We start from the raw sequence: 18,096 nt of genomic DNA on the forward strand, positions 1-18,096 counted from the left end.
CCGTCCGCCCCTCGTACGCCCGCCGCCGCGGGCGTTGCCTCACGCCTCGACGGACTCCGCGGAGCCTTCGGGGCCCCCACCCGCGGCCCCCGGCACCGCGAGGAGGCCTCGGACGGTCAGGAGCAGCGTGGCCCTCAGGTCGTCGTCCGGGAGATCGGACAGTTCACCGAGACCCTCCAGCATCCACACGCACATCACGTAGGCCATGCGCTCCGCGGGCGTGGGCGAGCTGCCGAACAGCACCCGCAGAATGCGTCGCCTGCGCCCGTCGTTCTCGGCGTAGACGCTGGCGGCCCGGATCTCGGGATCGTGCAGAAGCATGGTTCCGAGTTCGCGGTTGCGCACCAGGAAATCGACCCAGCCGACCGCGTACGCGTCCAGCCTCTCCTGCCGTGACGCCATGCCCGCCAGCTCGTCCAGGAGCACGGTCATTTCCTCCACCGCCGGATCGAGCGAGGCCTGGAGGATCTGCGCCTTGGTCCGGAAGTGGTAGTAGACCGCGGCCTTGGTGAGGCCCATCTCGTCCGCGATGGCCTGCAACGAGGTCGCTTGGTAGCCGCGACCGGCGAAGAGTCCCTTGGCCGTCTCGACGATCTGCTGTCTCGTCGCCGCGGCCTGGGCGGATCGACCGACCACCGGGACGCCCGGCTCTCGCTCGCTGGGCACGCTCGTTCGCTCCCGCATGGGTCTTGCCTTCATGAGCCGCTGGTGACAAGGGACTGAACGCCCCACTTTACCCTCACAGTCCACCGGCCAGCGAGCGGCCAGCCGGCCGGATCTCCGTGGCCATCCGCTCCGGACGGCCCGTGGTCATCCGCTCCGGACACCCCTCGCCGGCCGGGCCCGACCAGCGTTCGTCAGTCGGCCGGACCCCGGTCGTCAGCCGGCGGCCACGGCCGGATCGGAGGGGGCGACCGGCTCGAGCGCCTCGACGGCCGCCGCCGCGGCAGCGGAATCCGGGCCGTAGAAGATGTCGATGTCGACCTCCTCGCCGCCCATGGTGAGGGTGTCCCAGGCGCCGCTGAGCACCAGCATGCGGAGCGTCCTGTCCTCCAGGGTCCCCAGTCGTTCCAGGATCGCCTCGTCGTCCGGCACGCCGGTCATGCGCTTCGCCAGTCGGGAACGAATGCCCCGCAGCCGCTCCAGCAGCGTCGCGGTGTCGGCCTCGCGATCCGGATCCTCGGCGATTCCGTCGATGCCGTGCGCGATGATGTCCTTGATGGCCCAGGTCGCCCCCTGGTCGTCCGTGGTCACCATCGCCTTCCAGGCGCGGCTCTTGTGGCGATACTGGAGCATCGACATGGCGGCCTCGTGGCGCAGGAAGTCCGCGTCCCGGAAAGGCTTGCCGTTCCACGCGCCGTTGAGGGACCGTGCGAGCGAGACGGCCGAGGCCAGACCGCTGTTGAGTCCCCGGCCCGGCCAGAAGTGGATGGCGTTGGCGGCGTCGCCCAGCAGGAAGCCGTACGTGCCTGTGGAGTTGGCCGTCGGTGGCAGCAACTCGGCGGTGAAGCGGGGGCGCTGCACCATGCTGAGGCGGAACGAGGTGACGGCGCTCAGTTCACCGGGCTCGACACCGAACAGACGCAGCCCTTCGCCCACCCGCTTCCACAGAGCGGAGCCCTTGATGAGGGCCGGCAGGAACAGCGTGCTGTGCGTGGAGCACCGGAAGTCTCCGTGCTCGTCGCGCCCCATCAGACAGGGCCGAGAGGCGATGCACTCCTCGAAGACGCGGCGGACCGGGTCGATGCCGACGACCTCCGCGGCCTCCGCGTCCGTCAGGCGCATGTTGAGGAAGCCCTCGCCGCGCAGGGAGTTGAGCAGGAAGCGGTTCTGCCCGACGGTCAGAAGAACGGCCATGGGGTCGGCCAGACCCGATTTCACGCGCAGACCGAGGACCACGTCCTGGAGATGACGGCCGTTCAGCGAGTAGATGGATTCGTCCGCTTTGCCGAACTTGGCGGCGAAGTGCTCGCGCGTGTGCGACCGTCCGCCGTCACAGATCGCCAGTACGTGCTGGGTGGCCAGCGCCTCCTGCTGCTCGTCGACGTCGAACCGGGCCGGAACGAGTTGGATACGACTCCGCTTCTCGTTCGCCACCTCAAGGAGCCGGTCCTCGATGTAGGCGATGCGCATGTTGCGCGGGTGGTGATCGCCGATGGAGTCGGGACCCGACGGCCACATCTCGGTGTAGCTGTCCGGGTCGAAGAGCCGGGCCTGCACCTCGTCGGGCAGGCTGAGGTACTGGCGGCTCTGTACGGTCACCACCTGCTGGCGCCGCACATTGCCCTGGCCCACGTCCTTCCAGACGATCTTGCGGCCCTGCTTGCGCCAACGGCCGTCATAGATGGTGATGTTCACCTGGGCGCCGAGGAAGTGCTCCAGCAGCAACGCGAGCGACAGGCCGACGGGACCGCCGCCCGCGATGGTGACCCGCAGCACCGGCCCACGCTCGACCTCCTCGTCACCACAGGTCAGCGACCTGGGCAAGGAGAGCGCCATGATCGTCTCCATGGCGTCCGCGACCTCGAAGCGGAACTCCTGGTCGCCGATGGTGATGTCGTCCCCGGGCTCGAGGAGCCGGGAGTCGATCTCCTCGCCGTTGACCAGCGTGCCATTACTGCTGCCGCAGTCGCGCAGAACGTAGCCCTGGGTGTCGTCCAGGACGATCTCCGCGTGGAAGCGCGAGACGCTCGGACTGGAGACGACGACGGTGTTCTCGGGGTTGCGTCCGAACGTGACCCGGGTGCCGATCACCGGTATCCGTTCTCCGGCCAGTAATCCTTCGCGTCCAACAAGCACCGGCGCCACTGGACTTCCTCCCAGGTTGACGACATTGCCGCTGTCGCGGTGCCCCCGTACACACGCAGGGCGGCGTGACCGGGCAGCGTGCGACGGGTAGGGCGGCGCGACATTCACTCGACGTACGGGAACGGTGAACGGTTCGGTCCGACAACGGCGTAGAGTCGCTTGACCGGTACGGATGCCCCATCATGCCCGAATCCGGAGCCTTTCGGGAGAGGCTGTCCGGCGTCGGCGGAACGGACCACGCCAGGGCCGGCACGGCCGCGCCTCACGGCCGACTCGATGTCAGCCGAGCTGTGCCGCAGGGGAGTTGCCGTCCGCACTCCCGCTTCGCGGACCCCCGGACCGGCTTGGGCCGTCAGGAGCCCGGCCGCGACAGACGTGTTCGGCTTCGCCACGTCTGCCGCGGACCCGGTCACCGCCCGGCTCGGTGGTCGGACGTGGCCCCTACGGCTTCCGGGCGACGCCCACGTACAGCGGGATCCGCTCGCCCTCGGTGTGCGCGCGCTCTCCCTCGGGATCCCACTCGGCGGCGAGTTCGATACCGGGGTCGAGGAGCTCAAGTCCGTTGAAGAAACTGGTGAATTCAGCGCGCGATCGGACCTGCGCCGTAGTTCCCCCCTTGCGGTAGACCTCCACGACCCGCTCCCACGCTTTGGGGTCGAAGTCCCCTGTCGCGTGGGACAGGGCCAAGTAGCTGCCGGGAGCGAGGGAGTCGAGGAGTTCCGCCACGATGCCGTACGGGTCGTCCTCGTCCCCCACGAGGTGCAGGAGGGCCATCATGGACAGGGCGACCGGCTGATCGAAGTCGAGGGTCTGCCGTGCCGCCGCCAGGATCTTCTGCGGCTCCTGCGCATCCGCCTGGATGTAGGCGGTGCGTCCCTGCGGGTCACTGTGCAGAAGTGCCTCGGCGTGCCGCAGGACGATCGGGTCGTTGTCGGCGTACACCACGCGCGCGGCGGGGGCGATGGCCTGGACGATCTGGTGAAGGTTCGGCGCGGTCGGGATTCCGGTGCCGATGTCCAGGAACTGGCGGATGCCCCGCCGTGCCAGCAGTCGGGCGGCACGATGCATGAAGTCCCGGTTGGTCCGGGCCATTTCCTTGACCGCGGGGAAGAAGGAGATGACCTGCTCGGCAGCCTCCCAGTCGACGGGATAGTTGTCCTTGCCGTCCAGGAAGTAGTCGTACATGCGCGCCGACTGGGGTTTGCTGGTGTCGATCTCTTCCGCGCGTGTTCCTGCGTCTGTCACTTCGGTCCTCCGCCGTTACGGGCGTGATCGTAGGAATTGATCGGGTCGTGGCCGGGCACTGCCGTCCGAGGGACGTGTGTCAGACGACGAGGAAGTCCGCTCGGCCCTCCTTGGCACCGCCGACGAACTCGGCGATGACCGACGAGGCACAGATGAGGGCGGGACCGTCCGGGTCCGTCGCCTGCCTGACCGCCACGATGCCGCCGCCGAGCTTCTTGATCTCGACGCAGCCGCCGTCGCTGCCGGCGCTCCAGGGTTTGCTCCACCCTTGGGTTCCCAGCTCTTCGGCTGCGTTCACGGCGTGCTTCATCGTCTCTGTCTCCTTGCGGACGTCCACCAGGAGCTCCCTGGTACGTCGTGTGGGCATGGCTTGGGCAGTCGTCCGGCCGGACAGCGCGCGGTGCAGGCGGACTTCGTCGCGGTGCGACGAGACTCCGCGCCGCACAGGGCGACTCGCTCCCGGTCCTCGCCGTACCGGCACTGTCGAGGCCGGTGTGATGCCGACGGTGTCCGGGAGATCCGGGGGCGGTAGGCGGGAGAGGGACCCGGACCGTCTCGGGCGCGGCAGTGCGACGCAAGCCCGGCTCACCTGTAAGACGCGGAGGTTCGGCCGCTCATCCATCACGGACGGCGCGGTCGTACGGCCAGCACCGCATCGCGAACGGTCGGAGCAGACCGCGGTGGGCTCACGTCTCACGCCTCATCGACCCCCTGGACGCCGAGCAGTCTGCCATGACCTTCCCCCTCACGGACAGGTCTGGTGATCCTCGCGCCACCGCACAACGACCCGAACTCCCCTTCCTGTCGCGGACGTTGTCGGCACGGAGGATGTCGTCGCAGGCGTCGGTCCGCGCGCGTCAGGTCGCGTCGGTCACCGCCACCACTCGGTGGCGAGGGCTTCCACCTGTGCCGGAGTGGCGACGGAACGGACCGGGACCTCGTCGGGCAGGGCCCTGCGGGCGAGGTTGGCGAGTGTGGTGCCGGGGCCGACCTCGATGAGGCGGAGACGGCCGCGGCCCGTGGCTGCGAGCGTGCGCATGGAACCGGCCCAGCGCACGGGCATGACGAGCTGACGGAGCATCATCGCCCGCCATCGTTCCTGATCGTGGAGGTGAGCGCGGGCGTCGACGTTCGCGATCACCGAGCAGCGCGCGGGGTGAAGGTGAGTGCGGTCGACGGCTTCGGCCAGGCGGGGGACGGCCGGAGCCATCAAGGGGGTGTGGAACGCGCCGCCGACCGGGATACGGACGGCGCGGGCGCCGTCGCGCGCGGCCTCGTCGGCCAGCGCCGCCACCGCTTCGACGGTGCCGGAGATCACGACCTGTTCGGCGCCGTTGATGTTGGCGACCCACACCTGAGCCCGGCGGGCGGCACGCATTCTGGCGGCGAGTCTCCGCGTTCTGGGCACGATGTCGGTGCCCAGGAGTACCGCCATGGTGCCGGGCTTGAGCCGGTGGGCTTCTTCCATGGCGGCCCCGCGCTCGTCGACCAGTCGCACGGCGTCCTCCGCGTCGAGCACCCCGGCGGCGGTCAGGGCTGCGTACTCGCCGAGGCTGTGTCCGGCACACACCGCGGGCCGCAGGTCGCCCACCGCCGTGCGCAGCGCGTCGAGCACCACCATCTCCAGCGTGAAGGTGGCGAGTTGGGCGGTGTCGGTACGCGTCAGCTGCTCGGCTCCGGCGTCGAGCAGCAGTCGGCCGAGATCCCGTCCGCAGACCTCGGAGAGACGCGTGACGACCTTCCAGTGCGGGGTGTCGCGCCAGGGCTCACCCATGCCGGGGCGCTGGGCTCCCTGACCGGGGAAGAGCAGGCCGACGCCGAACGGCACGGTCTCCGGACGCTGAGCCGTTCTCAGGGATGACTCCTGTGACATCGGTGCGGACGCCTTTCCGGTCGACGTGCGGGTGGCCCGGACTTCCGGAACCGGGAGGGGAGACCGGTTCCGGAAGTCCGGGCGGTGCGAGGAGAGCGTGCCGGTAACCCCGGTCAGCGGGCGCGGGCCGCCGGTCCCGCCCCGGGGACCCGCGGCACGTGGACGTCCAGGACGTCACTCAGGTAGACGGGAAGCGATGCCCGTACTCCGGCGAACGGTTCGTGCCCGCCGGGGTAGCGCTGCCACGTCACAGGGTGTCCCCAGCTGGTGAGCAGGTCCCTCAGCCCGGCTCCGCTGCGTTCGGGGACGACCCAGTCCCGTGCCCCGTGGCCGATCCAGACCGGCAGACCGCTGTTGGCGGGCGACGGACGGCCGGTCGGAAGCAGTGCGGGCAGATCGGGAGGCATGAAGGGCGCGTAGAGTGCCACGCCCGCCAGCCGTCGGGTGTAGGTGAGGGCCATGGTCAGGGCGACCGTGGCGCCCTGGGAGAAGCCCGCGAGCACGATCCGCCCGGCATCGATCCGGTCGGCCTCGGCCTCCAGCAGCTTCGAGAGCGGCCGGTGCGCCGCCAGCAGGCCCTCGACGTCCATCCGGTCGAGCGTGAGGAGGTTCTGCGGGAACCAGCAGGGCACCGCCAGCCCGCTCAGCAGGCTGGGAGCCGCGACGGGCGCGCTCGGGAACACCCCGCGCACTCCCGCCTCGGCGAGCCGGAACCGCTGGGTCACGGCCATCAGGTCGCCCGGTGCCTGGCCGATGCCGTGCAGCCACACGACGGTGCCGCGGTGCGGTCGGGTGGGGTCGGCCGTCTCGTACTGCAGCCGGTCCATCGTGCTCACACCGGCTGGGGTGCCGGCCGTGGCGTGGCCGGCCGGCGGAAGAGCATCGACGCGTACTGGCCGCCGAAACCGAAGGAGTTCTTCAGCACGGTTGCGACCGGTCGCCGTACCGGGGTGAGGGAGGTGCGCACGGCACAGGCGGGGTCGGGCTCGGTGGAGGTCGTGACGGGCGGGATGATCCCCCGGCACATCGTGAGGGCCGCCGCCGCGGTCTCCACCACGCCGGAGGCCGCGGAGCCGTGCCCGGTCAGTGACTTGACGGCGCTCACATCGAGGTCGGCCGTCCGTTCGCCGAAGAGCCGGTGCAGCGCGCGGGCTTCGGTGACGTCGTTGAGGCGGGTGGAGGTGCCGTGGGCGTTGATGGCGTCCACGTCGTCCGGGTGCGTGCCGGCCTGTTCGAGGGCGGTCCGCATGACCCGTTCGATCATGTCCACGCTGGGAGCGGTCATGTGGCGGGTGTCCACCGCGAGCCCCCAGCCACCGATGACGGCGTACGGCTGGGTCATCCCGCGCCGGGCGGCGTGCTCGGCCGTCTCCAGGACGAGCGCGCCCGCCGACTCGTTGATGACCATGCCCGTGCGGCGCCTGTCGAAGGGCATGGAGGCCAGGGCGGGGTCGCCCTTCCAGCGCGAGAGCGCCATGAGCTGGCCGTACTGGGAGAGTACGTACGGTGTGTTGCGGGAGACGGCCGCCGACACCACCGCGTACCGCGCGCGTCCCGAGCGCAGCAGCCGGGCGGCTTCGGCGATGGCGCGCAGACCGCCGGAGCAGGTGGCTTCCAGTCGTACGGGGATGACGGCGGTCCCGAGGCGCTCGGTGATCTCGGTCGGATACGCCGACAAGTCCCGTGTCTCGGGCGGGAGATGCCTGGCGCGCAGGGATTCGAGGACGGCCGCGGGTTCGTTGCCGATCCTGTCGTAGCGTTCGGCGAGGTCTTCCATATGGGTGACGTAGTCCTGTGGGAACGAACCGGTGGGGCCCGGCCACACGCGCGCGTAGACCAGGGCGGCCGGACCGGACTGCGCGGGCAGTTCGCCGAGACGGGCGTCGCCGAGCGCCTGGTCCACCGAGGCGAGCATGAGGGAGTCGCCCCAGGACCTGTCGGGGGCGCCGTAGTCCGCGGCGACCTTCGCCTTGACGTCCTCCGGGATCAGCCCTGCCGTCCAGCCGCAGGGAAGTCCGGTGGTGTCCATCCGCTCTTCCCGGACCACTCCGGAGCGGCCTTCGAGGTTGGCCGACCAGAACGTCTCGACGTCCCCGCCGATGGGGGTGATCACCCCCATGCCGGTGATGACGATGTCGTCGCTCATGTCCGTGCCTTCCCGTCGTCGGCCGAGGTCCCGTGCGTCGATGCGAGGACCAGGGCTCCCGCCGCTGTCGAGTGCTGTCCCTGGTTGAACGCCGTGATCAGCGCTGTCGGCGCCGGCCCCAGGGGGCGGGTCTCCCCCATGACCGGATCCAGACCGCCGAGTCCGGGGTCGGGGCGGCGCAGCAGGCCCACGGGAGGAAGCGCGCCGCGTCCTAGGCTCTCCACGACCAGTGCGGTGTCGATGAGCGCCGAGCATTCGAAGGCGTTGCCGATGGTGCCCTTCGAGCCGGTGACGGGCAGGCTGCCCGCGCGGGGCAGTACCGCCCGGGTCTCCACGCGGTCGAGGCGGGCGGAGCCCGCGCCGTGGGCCCACCAGACGGTGGGTGCGGTGTCCGCGTCGGCGAGTACGGTGTCGACGACGAGTTCGGCGGAGGCCGTGACGTCGGCGGCTGCCAGCACCTCGCAGCCGGCGAGCCGGGCGCGGGCCGTGCCGCGCGCGGCGTCGGCGCGCTCCAGGAGGACGGCGGCGGCGCCCTGGCCGAGCAGGGTTCCCGACCTGTCGGCGTCGAAGGGTCCGGCGCCGGCCGTGGCGCGGGTGCCGAGGGGCTCGTCCTGGTCGAAGGCGGCCATCGCGGTGGTCGTCAGCGGCGCTCCGACGCCCACGACGAGCACCCGGTCGAGTTCGCCGCTCTCCAACAGCCGTACGGCCAGGGCGAGTGCGCCGGTTCCGCCGGCCGCCGCCTCGCCGTAGGCCGCGACGTTGGAGCCCCGGAATCCGCTGGCCATCGAGACGAACTGGCCCAGCTGCGAGGGGATGCCGCGTATGTAGGAGTAGTCGGGAACCTCGTCGTGGAGGAATTTCGCGAGGGGCCTCGGGTCGTTGCGGAAGCGGGAGGCGAGTTGCGGGATGACGTCGCTCAGTTCGTCGCTGCTGCTGCCGACGGCCATCACTGTGCCGCCGCGTACGTCCTCCGTGTCACCGGTGATCCCGGCCTGCTCCAGGGCCTGACCCGCGACGGCGACGGCCCAACGGGCCGACTGGTTGGCGTACTTGCCGGCGTTGGCCCAGTCACGGCCGGCGGGCCAGGTGATCTCCGTGGTGTCGACCGAGGCCGACGGCCACGGCAGCGCGGGGGCGGGCCCGTCGTGGCCGCCGGTGTCGAAGAAGGTCTTGCCCGCCGCCATGGCCTCCCACAGCCGGGCCGCGCCGATGCCCGCCGGGGAGATCACGCCGATACCGGTGACCACGATGCCGGGACGGTCCTGCCGGCCGGCACGTTCATTCGGCACGTCGGCCTCCGCCGCTGATGCCGCCCCACAGACGGTATCCACCGTCCACCGTGATGGTCTGTCCGGCGATCCAGGACGCCTCTTCCAGGCAGAGCAGGGCGACCACGTCCGCGCTGTTCTCCGGCGTGGTCATGCGGTCACCCGGCCACGGGGAGACGGACAGTTCCTTGGTGACGCCGTGGGCGAAGTCGGGGCGGACCTTGAAGACCCCTGTCTGGACGAGCCCGGGACGTACGCAGTTGGCGACGATGCCGTAGGGCGCCAGCTCGTAGGAGAGGTAGTCGGTCAGTGCCTCGAGTCCCGCCTTGGCCGCGGCGAACAGTCCGGCGCGCGGGATGATGCGCGTGGTCGTGGAGTTGGTGATCGTGATGAAGCGGGCCCCCTCGCGCTCACGCATCAGCGGAAGCGCGTGCTTGGCGAGCAGCCAGGTGGCCCGCGAGTTGGTGTCCTGCACGAACTGCCAGTCGCCTAGGGAGGCTTCCGCGAGCCGGGCGAACTTGGTGGCGGCAGCGTTCTGGACGAGGATGTGGAGGTCCTGGTGGATCTCGCCGATCTCCGCGATCAGGTTCTCGATCTCGGCGGGCTCGCTCAGATCGGCGCGGTGCAGTGTCACTTCCGTACCCTGCTCGCCGAGTTCTTCGGCGAGTTCCTTGGCCGGGCCCTCCCGGTCGACGTAGTTGACGGCCAGGGTGGCTCCCCAGGCCGCGAGTTTGCGGGTGATGCCCGCGCCGATGCCGCGGGAGCCGCCGGTCACCAGGGCCACCCGCCCCTTGAGGGGCTGATACTGACTGTCCATCACTGAACCCTTTCTGCCGTCGCGGTCCGCCGCGTGGCGTGCCGCAGCAGTACGACGCTCATGCGTCCGATGGCGTACGTCCGGTCGTTCTCGTCGAACACCCGGCGTGTGGTCTCGACCAGGCCGATCCGGTCGTCGATCTCCTCGGCCCGGTCGGTGGCGGTGGTGAACCAGAACGGGGTGTCGGGGTACAGCGGCCTGACGAAGTCCCAGCTCAGCCTCCGCATCCCGACGATGGCAGCCGGGGAGCCGTGCTGGACCACCCAGCCCGAGGTGATGGAGTGGATGAAGCCTCCGGGCACGATGCGCCGCCGGCGGTCCGTGCCCCGGGCGAAGTCGTCGCTGTCGTGCACCGGGTGCTTCTCCCCCATCAGGTCGAGGAGTTGGTCAAGGAGCGCGCCGCCGAACACCACGGGTCCGAACCGGCGCACCGGCGCGTGCGCCAGGTCCTCCCAGTACTTCACAGCCCCCACGGCTGTTCCTCCGTTCTCCGCCGGTTCACCGGGATCGCCGGCCCGGGCTGCGCATGACCATGCGGCCGCCGTCCACCGTGAACGTCTGGCCCTGGATGTAGTCCGCCTCGTCACGGGCGAGGAAGGCGATGAGTCCGCTGATGTCCTCGGGCAGCCCCCAGCGGGTGCCGTCGCCGTCCGGGCCGAGCTGGTCGGCGACGGCCGCGGTCATCTCGGTGCGGACCTTGCCGGGCGCCACGCAGTTGACCCGGATGCCTTTGCGTCCGACCTCCACGGCCAGGGCGCGGGTGAGGGCTTCGAGGCCGCCCTTGGACGCCGCGTAGGCGCTCTGCCCCGGTCCCGGGGTGCGCGCGGAGTTGGAGGAGATGTTGATGATCCGCCCCCAGCCCTGGTCCAGCATCGTCGGCAGAACCGCCCTGCTGGTGAGGAAGGGACCGGTGAGATTGGTCCGCAGAACGTTCTCCCAGCGGTCGGTGCGGGTCACCGCGAGGAGCTGGTCGTCGATCACGGCCGCGTTGTTGACCAGTACGTGCAGTGCGCCCTCCTGGGTGGTCACCCGCTCGACCAGGCCCTCGACGTCGGCCTCGTCGCCGATGTCCGCCTGGTGCAGGACCGCGCGGCCGCCTGCGGCCTCGATCTCCTTCACCACACGGCGTCCGGCGTCCAGGGCACTGCGGCAGACGAGGTGCACGGTGTGTCCGTCGGCGGCGAGGCGGTACGAGACGGCGGCGCCGATCCCCCGTGAACCGCCCGTGACGAGGGCGACGCGGGGGGCCGCAGCCGGCTCAGGCACGATCGCCGGCGGCCACGACGGCCACGATCGAGGCGATGCTGCGGTGGTGCTCGTCGGCTTCGGCGTTCCACTGGTCGAGGTCGAACTCGACGCCGAAGCGGCGGTTGATGCGGCGGGCGAGCTGGAGCAGGTCCAGCGAGTCGAGGCCCAGGTCCTCGACCACGGAGTGTCCGGGCTCGATCTCCTGGTCGGCTATGCCCGGCTTGACCTCCTTGAGCAACTCGATGATTTCGGCCTGGGCAGCATGGGACACGGTGGTCATCGCATTCCTCCGCAGATTTGGCAGGGGCAGGACCGGCCGGCACCTCCGACCGGGCAAATCCATGTCAGCAGAGCGGTGAATGAGCCAGCAAGGCCGTTATGCAGCAGGATTCGGGACACCCACTGGGCCGCTCGGCCGACGCTCGAACAAAACCCCATGTGGGCGCACGGATCCCATCACTCCACTTCCCGGACAAAATGAACCAAAGATCCACCGAAAGGAAAGGGATCCCCATGCAGAGTAAAGTAAGTTAAAGCCTCCTTGACTCTTCATCGAGGCCATCCATAGCGTCGATCTATGTGAGCCCAAGTAAAGACAAAAACGGGCCCTCCTAGTGGTACGCACCGTCCGGGCCCCGGCATCGACCGAATCAGTGGGCGTCGTCGATCGACATACCATCGAACGCGTCACGCGTCCGGCAGTCTCGACATCCAGGGGGCAGTGGTGGGGCGGAGCAGAACACCCATCCCGCAATCCGCGCAGTGTTATGAACTGGCTCAATGGCTACGCTCACTGCGCCAGCGATCCGGGCTCACCTACCGGCAGATGGCGGAGCGGACGGAGAGTCTGCGGATCGCGGATCCCGCCTGTTCCGCCGTCACCCTGTCCCGGGCCGACCGCGGCACCTTCCTGCCCCGCCGCCATGTCGTGGAAGCGTATGCGCAGGTCTGCGGGGCAACGCGGCGCGAGGCCCGAATGCGCTGGGAGCAGGCTGCGCGGCAATCCGGCCACACTCCCGACGGCCGCGAGGTCGCGCCCACGCCACGCGGCGAACGGAAACTGGAACTCGTGTACCACCCGGCCCATCTCCTCGAAGCGATGCATCAGGCACGGCTCGCCGCCGGCCAGCCGTCGCTGCGCGAAATGGAGAAGAAGGCCCGCGACCTCGGCGCCGGACCATTGCCGCGCAGTACGGTCGCCGACATTCTGGCCGGTTTTCGCATGCCGTCGGAGGAACTGCTCGTCGCCTATGTCCAGGCATGCGGACAACGTGGGCGCCGGCTCACGCTCTGGCGCAATGCATGGGCTCGCGCATTCGGTGCGGATGCCGCGTGATGCAGGTGTCCGAAATCGACTTGCGCGAGCGTTTCAACGATATGAAATCGCCGGGTCACCAACGCGGCTGAAACGATTTCCGGCAGGACAGACTTGAAACGTCGGCGGTTTTCTGTGCGCCCTGATGCCGTGACGGGCGCACCACCATTGATTCCTCGCCATGGCCGCTGCCGGAAAATCAGCGCCGGCCGGCCCGGGATCAGTTGTGGATTCCCGATGTCGTGGCGATGAACCAGCCCGTCGCGGGAAGCGACACGGTACCCGTGGCGGAATCGACGGACGCGTCGCCCGCGACCGGCGTCCACACGGCGGCCGGAATGCCGGCGGTGGCCGGAGCGGGGCCGAAGTTGAGGGCGACCGCGAGAGTGGAGCCGGCGTCGGGTGCCGCCAGGGTGTAGCTGAGGACGGTGTTGTCGAGGGTGTGGACCCGGGTCTGGGCACGTACCAGCCAGGGGTGGCGGCGACGCACGCCCACCAGGGTCTGGTGCAGTCGCTGCACGGCCAGTCCGTCGGCGCCGAGATCCGACGGGGAGGCGGGAAACGCGGGACGGATGGCGTCGTCCCCGCCCACGCGGTCTTCCTTGACGCCCTTGCGGGCCCGTTCGTCTCCCGCGTAGACGGACGGTGTCCCCCCGACGGTGAAGAGCACGGCGAGCGCGTGCGCCAGGTGACCAGGTTCCTCCAGCCGGCTGGCGACTCGGGTGACGTCGTGGTTGCCGACGAACGTCTGCGGCGCGAAGGTGTCGAGCATGGCGTTGTGACGCTTGAGCGCCCAGGCCAGTTCGTGCGGATTGCGGTCGTTGAGCGAACTCCAGACCGCCTTCCACAGTTCGTACTGCGTCACGGTGTCGAGTCCGCCCTCGACGACGTACGCCGCGTAGTCGCCGTGGATCACCTCACCGCTGAACCACGCGCCGGGGTGACGCGACCTGACCCGGTCCGTGACGGTCCGCCAGAAGGGCCGCGGAACCGCGTAGGCCGCGTCGAGCCGCCAGCCGGCGACGCCCCGGTCGAGCCAGTGGCCGAGGACCTCGACGACATGGTCCGCGACCGCGGGGGACGCGTGGTTCAGTGTGACGAGATGACGATGCCCCTCGAAGGTCCGGAAGTCGTCGCCCTCGGGGACGAACCAGTCCGCGTACGGGGAGACGGTACCGTGCCGGGCCACGTCGGCGAAGGGCGCGAAGGACCTTCCGACGTGGTTGAAGACGCCGTCGAGCAGGACACGGACCCCACGCGACGCGGCACGGTCGATCAGTTCGGCCAGATCGGCCTCGGTGCCCAGTCGGGGATCGACGCGGAAGTGGTCGGTCGTGTCGTAGCCGTGGGTCTCGGCGGCGAAGACCGGCCCGAGGGCGAGGCCGTTGCAGCCGAGCCCGACCAGGTGGTCCAGCCAGTCGGCGAGGACCGGCAGCCGGTGCCGCACGGGCGCGCCGGCGGGCAGGGCGTCCGCCTCCGCGCCGAGGAAACTCAAGGGGTGGACATGCCACCAGATGGCGTGGTCGGGCCAGGACACGGGAGCCTCCGTCAGTGGGGTCGGGTCATGGAGCCGGGCACGGCGGCCGGGGAGTCGGCGAGGCGGTTCATCAGGCGGGCGGCGAGCAGGAGGACCTGACGCTCCGTCTCGGTGAGATCGACGAGGGCGACTTCGAGCCAGGCATCGCGCTGCGCCATGTCGCCGGCGAGGGCCGCACGGCCCGCTTCGGTCAGCTCCACCACACGCTGTCGCCCGTCCTGCGCGTCGCGCGTCCGGCTGATCAGACCTTCCTGTTCGAGGTCCGCGAAGACCCGTGTCAGGGACTGCGGCTGCTGATGGTCGGCGGCGGCCAGCGCACCGGCCGACATCGGGCCGTTGCGGCGCAGGTGGCCGAGGACACTGCTCTTGTTGAGGCTGAGCCCGTCCGCGGGACGCTCCGCGCTCAGCCTGCGGGCGAGCCGGATAACGCCCTGCCGGATCTCGGCGGAGGCCCGGCCGTCCCGCCGCTCGGACCCGGCCCGCTCCGCCTCACGCTCGGCCCCGACGCGTTCCGCGTCCTCGTGGTCTGTTCGCTCTCCCATCACATTGCTAAGGTATCACTTACGATACCGCTCGAGGGTGAGTCTCCAGATGGCTGGTTCCAGCGGTTCTCTTGGCGGTGATCCTACGTGTTGCGTAGCTTTATGAGGTCGACGCGTCGTGCGCTGCACTTCGATCCGCGAGGGACACACCTGCGGACGACGGCCGTTGCCATGGCGACGGTCCTGGGCACGTACGGCTGGGCCCTGCTCGTCGAGCACGAGGCGGGACTGCGCGTGGACAGTGTGGTGCAGGCGGTGGTGATCGCCTCGGCGCTCGGTCGCGTGCAACGCCTCTTCGACCGGACGGACCGGCTGTCGGCCTGCGTCGTGCTGCCCTGCGCGGCTGCGGCGGGCACGGAGCTGAGCACCCTGATCCAGCAGCACCCCCTCGCGGGTGACGCGGCGTTCGTCGTGGGGGTCGCGGGGGCGATCTGGGTGCGCCGGTTCGGTGCCCGCGCCACGCGAGCGGGCACGCTCGTCGTTCTTCCGCTGATAGCGGTCCTGGTGGTGCCCGCCGGGGCGGTTCCCGCCGACGGGCACGAGCACACCGCCTGGGCGGCGGTGACCGCGCTGGCGGCGGTCGCCTGGGGAACCGTGGTGACGTGGACGGCACAGCGCACCGGTCTCGTACCACGGCCGCCATCCGCCAAGGTGACCACGGCGCCCCGCGCCCAGCGCCGCCGCCTGACCGCGAGCACCCGGATGGCCCTGCAGATGGCGGCGGCGCTCACCGCCGCGTTCGCGATCGGCCGGAACCTGTGGCCGGATCACTGGGCCTGGGTGGTCCTCACGGCGTTCCTGGTGTGCAGCGGCGCGCGCAGCCGCGGCGACGTCCTGGTCAAAGGGGCCTGGCGCACGCTCGGCGCCGCGGCCGGCACGGTGGTGGCCACCGCCGTCTCCGGAGAGTTCGGACCGCGGTCGAACACCGCGGTCGTCGTCATCTTCGTCGTGCTCGCCGTGGCCACATGGCTGCGTGAACTCAGCTACGCGTACTGGGCGGGCTGCGTCACCGCCGTACTCTCGCTGCTCTACGACTGGTTCGGGCAGAGTCCCGGCGACCTGCTGCACACCCGGCTGGCCGGGATCGCGGTCGGCGCGGTTCTCGGCATCGCGGCTTCCTGGCTCGTGCTGCCGATCCGGACCGAGGCGGTGATACGGGCCCGGACCGCGGCCGCGCTGTCTAGTCTGGGCGAATTGCTGGAGTCGGACTGGCGCGAGGGCCGGGCCGTCCGCCTGGCGCAGGCCCGATTCGCCTACCGGGTGGAGCAGTTGGCGATCGTGACGGCTCCGATGCGGATCCTGGCCGCTGCGCCCGTCCCCCGGGCCGTGTCCGCGCGGTGGCACCCGGACCGCTTCACGCTCCGGTCCGTGACGGCACTGCGGCGCTGCGCCGACCCCGTCGACGACCTCACCGACGCCGCCGGGTCGGCACCGGACACGCTGACCGCCGACCCCGCCGTGGCACAGCGGCGCGCTCGGGTCGCGGCGCACGCGCTCACCGTACGCCGGGCGATCGGACGGCGCCCGGCCCCGCCCGCCGCCGCGGAAGCGGCCCCCCAGGAGCTGTCGCGAGCACCCGGGGCAACGGCTCCCGTCGACGGTTCCGTCCCCGCCGTCCTCACCGCCCTTGAGGCAATCGACGCCCAACTCGACGTCCTCAGCACGCTGTTCGGTCCGCCGCCGGTCCTCACATCCGACGCGACGGCGACCGCGACCGGCTGACGGCGAAGCGCGCGGCGGTCGAAGCCGGACGCATGGAAAACGGTCCTGACCGACGCGGTTCGGGACCGGGTGCCGTACGGGACAGTCGACGGCGTACGGGACAGCCGGCGCCGTGGATTTCGTCTACCTTGGCCTGCATGCACGCGCCGCGCCCCGGTTACCGTTATGTCGGGCCCACTGAACTCAGGGGTCTCGTCCGGCCGGGCAAAGAGGGTGCCCGCATCCGTTCGGCCTCGGACTTCACCCGGTGGCTGTCCGCCCGCGGCGTCGAGGAGCGGGCCGAGCCCTTCACCTTCGTGGTCGACATCGAAGGAGCGCTCCGCTTGGCACCGCGCCGCAGTGAGCACGTGGTGTGCGCGGGCGGAGAATCGGTGCTCAGCGCAGGCGAGGTGAGCTTCCGTGAGGAGTGCGGGCGCTGGGTCGTCGACGAGGTCAGCAACCAGTCGACCGGATACTGCCCGGACGTCGACTCGTGGCCGGCCGTCGCGGACGCCCTGGACCGGGCCGGGTTCGAACCTCCCGACGGGTTCACCCACCAGGTGGTGTTCCGGCGTTGCGTGTCGTGCCAACAGGTCAATGTCGTGCGCGAGGACGACTTCGTCTGCGTGTTCTGCGACGAAGCCCTGCCGTCCGGCTGGAACATCGATCAGGAAGGCTGCCAGGTCGTCACCGCCACCGATGACTTTCGTCGCTCCCGGCGGTCTACGTCGTCAGGGTGAAGCGGACGGAAGCGAGGGCGAGCGTGTTTGTTTTGGTTCCCGGGGCCGGGGGTTCGGCCTGGTTCTGGCATCGTGTGGTGTCCGAGTTGCGGTCGAGGGGGCACGAGGCGGTCGCGGTCGACCTGCCGGGCGCCGACGAGTCCTCGGGACTGCCCGAGTACACCGACGCCGTGGCCGGGGTGATCGGCGATCGCACCGATACGGTGCTGGTCGCGCAGTCGATGGGCGGTTTCACGGCGCCGATGGTCTGTACCCGTGTTCCGGTCGGACTGCTGGTGCTCGTCAACGCGATGGTGCCGCTGCCGGGCGAGACACCCGGACAGTGGTGGGGCAACACCGGTTCGGAACCGGCCCGCCTCGCCGCCGCCGAAGCGGGCGGATACGGCGCCGAATTCGACCTGGACACCTACTTCCTGCACGACGTCCCGGCCGAGGTCGCCGCCGCCGGGGCGGGCCATGAGCAGCCGGAGGCCGACATCGCCTTCAACCAGCCCTGCGACATCGAGCGATGGCCCGACACCACCACACGGGTGCTGGCCGCGACCGGGGACCGGTTCTTCCCGGTGGACTTCCAGCGCCGAGTGGCCCGCGACCGCCTCGGAATCGAGGCCGAGACCATTCCCGGCGGACACCTGGCCGCGCTGTCACACCCGTCGCCGCTCGTCGACAGACTGGTCGAGCGGCTGCCGTGAGGCGTTCCCCGACTTCCCTTGTTGCCCGGCCGGTTGGACAACAGGCGTGCCCACGAGGGTAGTTGGGGCCGTTCGTGGAGCACACCGACCTCCTGTGACTTCGATCACCTTCGGCCGGAAGGCGGACCGGACTTCGTGGTGGACACCGGGGCACCGGGTCGTAC

The 18,096-nt window shown here is 70.4% G+C and carries 18 protein-coding genes; 4 read left to right on the forward strand and 14 right to left on the reverse strand.

Annotated features, from left to right (window positions below; all coding sequences use genetic code 11):
* Window positions 1–39: 39 nt before the first annotated feature.
* From OG780_RS03490 to OG780_RS03545, 12 genes are all read right to left on the reverse strand, one after another.
* Window positions 40–666: a TetR/AcrR family transcriptional regulator gene (locus OG780_RS03490; protein WP_328444533.1), complete on the reverse strand. Its 627-nt coding sequence runs from the start codon at window positions 664–666 to the stop codon at window positions 40–42.
* A 213-nt stretch (window positions 667–879) separates the two neighbouring features.
* Window positions 880–2,808 carry an FHA domain-containing protein gene (locus tag OG780_RS03495; RefSeq protein ID WP_328444535.1) on the reverse strand — a complete coding sequence of 643 codons (1,929 nt, stop codon included), beginning with the start codon at window positions 2,806–2,808 and terminating at the stop codon, window positions 880–882.
* Window positions 2,809–3,249: 441 nt separating this feature from the next.
* Window positions 3,250–4,053, reverse strand: a complete 804-nt coding sequence (locus OG780_RS03500) for an SAM-dependent methyltransferase (RefSeq protein ID WP_328444537.1) — start codon at window positions 4,051–4,053, stop codon at window positions 3,250–3,252.
* Between the two features lie 79 nt (window positions 4,054–4,132).
* Window positions 4,133–4,363 (reverse strand): DUF397 domain-containing protein, encoded by a 231-nt coding sequence (locus tag OG780_RS03505; RefSeq protein ID WP_326790655.1) that lies wholly within the window; start codon window positions 4,361–4,363, stop codon window positions 4,133–4,135.
* Window positions 4,364–4,924: 561 nt separating this feature from the next.
* Window positions 4,925–5,926: an ACP S-malonyltransferase gene (locus OG780_RS03510; RefSeq protein ID WP_328444540.1), complete on the reverse strand. Its 1,002-nt coding sequence runs from the start codon at window positions 5,924–5,926 to the stop codon at window positions 4,925–4,927.
* A gap of 113 nt (window positions 5,927–6,039) precedes the next feature.
* Window positions 6,040–6,753 (reverse strand): alpha/beta hydrolase, encoded by a 714-nt coding sequence (locus OG780_RS03515; protein WP_328457861.1) that lies wholly within the window; start codon window positions 6,751–6,753, stop codon window positions 6,040–6,042.
* 5 nt (window positions 6,754–6,758) lie between these two features.
* Window positions 6,759–8,072, reverse strand: a complete 1,314-nt coding sequence (locus OG780_RS03520; RefSeq protein WP_328444542.1) for a beta-ketoacyl-[acyl-carrier-protein] synthase family protein — start codon at window positions 8,070–8,072, stop codon at window positions 6,759–6,761.
* On the reverse strand, window positions 8,069–9,361 hold the full coding sequence (locus OG780_RS03525; protein WP_328444544.1) for a beta-ketoacyl synthase N-terminal-like domain-containing protein: 1,293 nt from the start codon (window positions 9,359–9,361) through the stop codon (window positions 8,069–8,071). Before OG780_RS03525 ends, OG780_RS03520 begins: the two co-directional genes overlap by 4 nt.
* A complete protein-coding gene (locus tag OG780_RS03530) occupies window positions 9,351–10,157 on the reverse strand; it encodes an SDR family NAD(P)-dependent oxidoreductase (protein WP_328444547.1) in 807 nt (268 codons plus the stop codon). The genes OG780_RS03525 and OG780_RS03530 overlap by 11 nt, the downstream gene beginning before the upstream one ends.
* On the reverse strand, window positions 10,157–10,630 hold the full coding sequence (locus OG780_RS03535) for a MaoC family dehydratase (protein WP_328444549.1): 474 nt from the start codon (window positions 10,628–10,630) through the stop codon (window positions 10,157–10,159). Before OG780_RS03535 ends, OG780_RS03530 begins: the two co-directional genes overlap by 1 nt.
* A 25-nt stretch (window positions 10,631–10,655) precedes the next feature.
* Window positions 10,656–11,423, reverse strand: a complete 768-nt coding sequence (locus tag OG780_RS03540; protein WP_328444551.1) for an SDR family NAD(P)-dependent oxidoreductase — start codon at window positions 11,421–11,423, stop codon at window positions 10,656–10,658.
* Window positions 11,416–11,685 carry a phosphopantetheine-binding protein gene (locus tag OG780_RS03545; protein ID WP_328444554.1) on the reverse strand — a complete coding sequence of 90 codons (270 nt, stop codon included), beginning with the start codon at window positions 11,683–11,685 and terminating at the stop codon, window positions 11,416–11,418. The genes OG780_RS03540 and OG780_RS03545 overlap by 8 nt, the downstream gene beginning before the upstream one ends.
* Window positions 11,686–12,129: 444 nt before the next feature.
* Between OG780_RS03545 and OG780_RS03550 the strand changes: the two genes are divergently transcribed.
* Window positions 12,130–12,741, forward strand: a complete 612-nt coding sequence (locus OG780_RS03550) for a helix-turn-helix domain-containing protein (RefSeq protein ID WP_328444556.1) — start codon at window positions 12,130–12,132, stop codon at window positions 12,739–12,741.
* Window positions 12,742–12,940: 199 nt separating this feature from the next.
* On the opposite strand, the gene OG780_RS03555 is transcribed toward OG780_RS03550, so the two are convergent.
* Both OG780_RS03555 and OG780_RS03560 read right to left on the reverse strand, forming a co-directional pair.
* Window positions 12,941–14,257, reverse strand: coding sequence for an alpha-amylase family glycosyl hydrolase (locus OG780_RS03555; protein ID WP_328444558.1), 1,317 nt, complete (start codon window positions 14,255–14,257; stop codon window positions 12,941–12,943).
* Window positions 14,258–14,268: 11 nt separating this feature from the next.
* Window positions 14,269–14,799, reverse strand: coding sequence for a MarR family winged helix-turn-helix transcriptional regulator (locus tag OG780_RS03560; RefSeq protein WP_328444560.1), 531 nt, complete (start codon window positions 14,797–14,799; stop codon window positions 14,269–14,271).
* Window positions 14,800–14,970: 171 nt separating this feature from the next.
* Between OG780_RS03560 and OG780_RS03565 the strand changes: the two genes are divergently transcribed.
* From OG780_RS03565 to OG780_RS03575, 3 genes are all read left to right on the forward strand, one after another.
* On the forward strand, window positions 14,971–16,521 hold the full coding sequence (locus OG780_RS03565; protein ID WP_328444562.1) for an FUSC family protein: 1,551 nt from the start codon (window positions 14,971–14,973) through the stop codon (window positions 16,519–16,521).
* A 137-nt stretch (window positions 16,522–16,658) separates the two neighbouring features.
* Window positions 16,659–17,240: a hypothetical protein gene (locus tag OG780_RS03570; RefSeq protein WP_328444564.1), complete on the forward strand. Its 582-nt coding sequence runs from the start codon at window positions 16,659–16,661 to the stop codon at window positions 17,238–17,240.
* A gap of 23 nt (window positions 17,241–17,263) precedes the next feature.
* A complete protein-coding gene (locus OG780_RS03575; protein WP_328444566.1) occupies window positions 17,264–17,932 on the forward strand; it encodes an alpha/beta fold hydrolase in 669 nt (222 codons plus the stop codon).
* The last annotated feature ends 164 nt before the right edge of the window (window positions 17,933–18,096 follow it).

Origin of the sequence: Streptomyces sp. NBC_00386, from assembly GCF_036063235.1 — a bacterium.
Classification (GTDB): Bacteria; Actinomycetota; Actinomycetes; order Streptomycetales; family Streptomycetaceae; genus Streptomyces.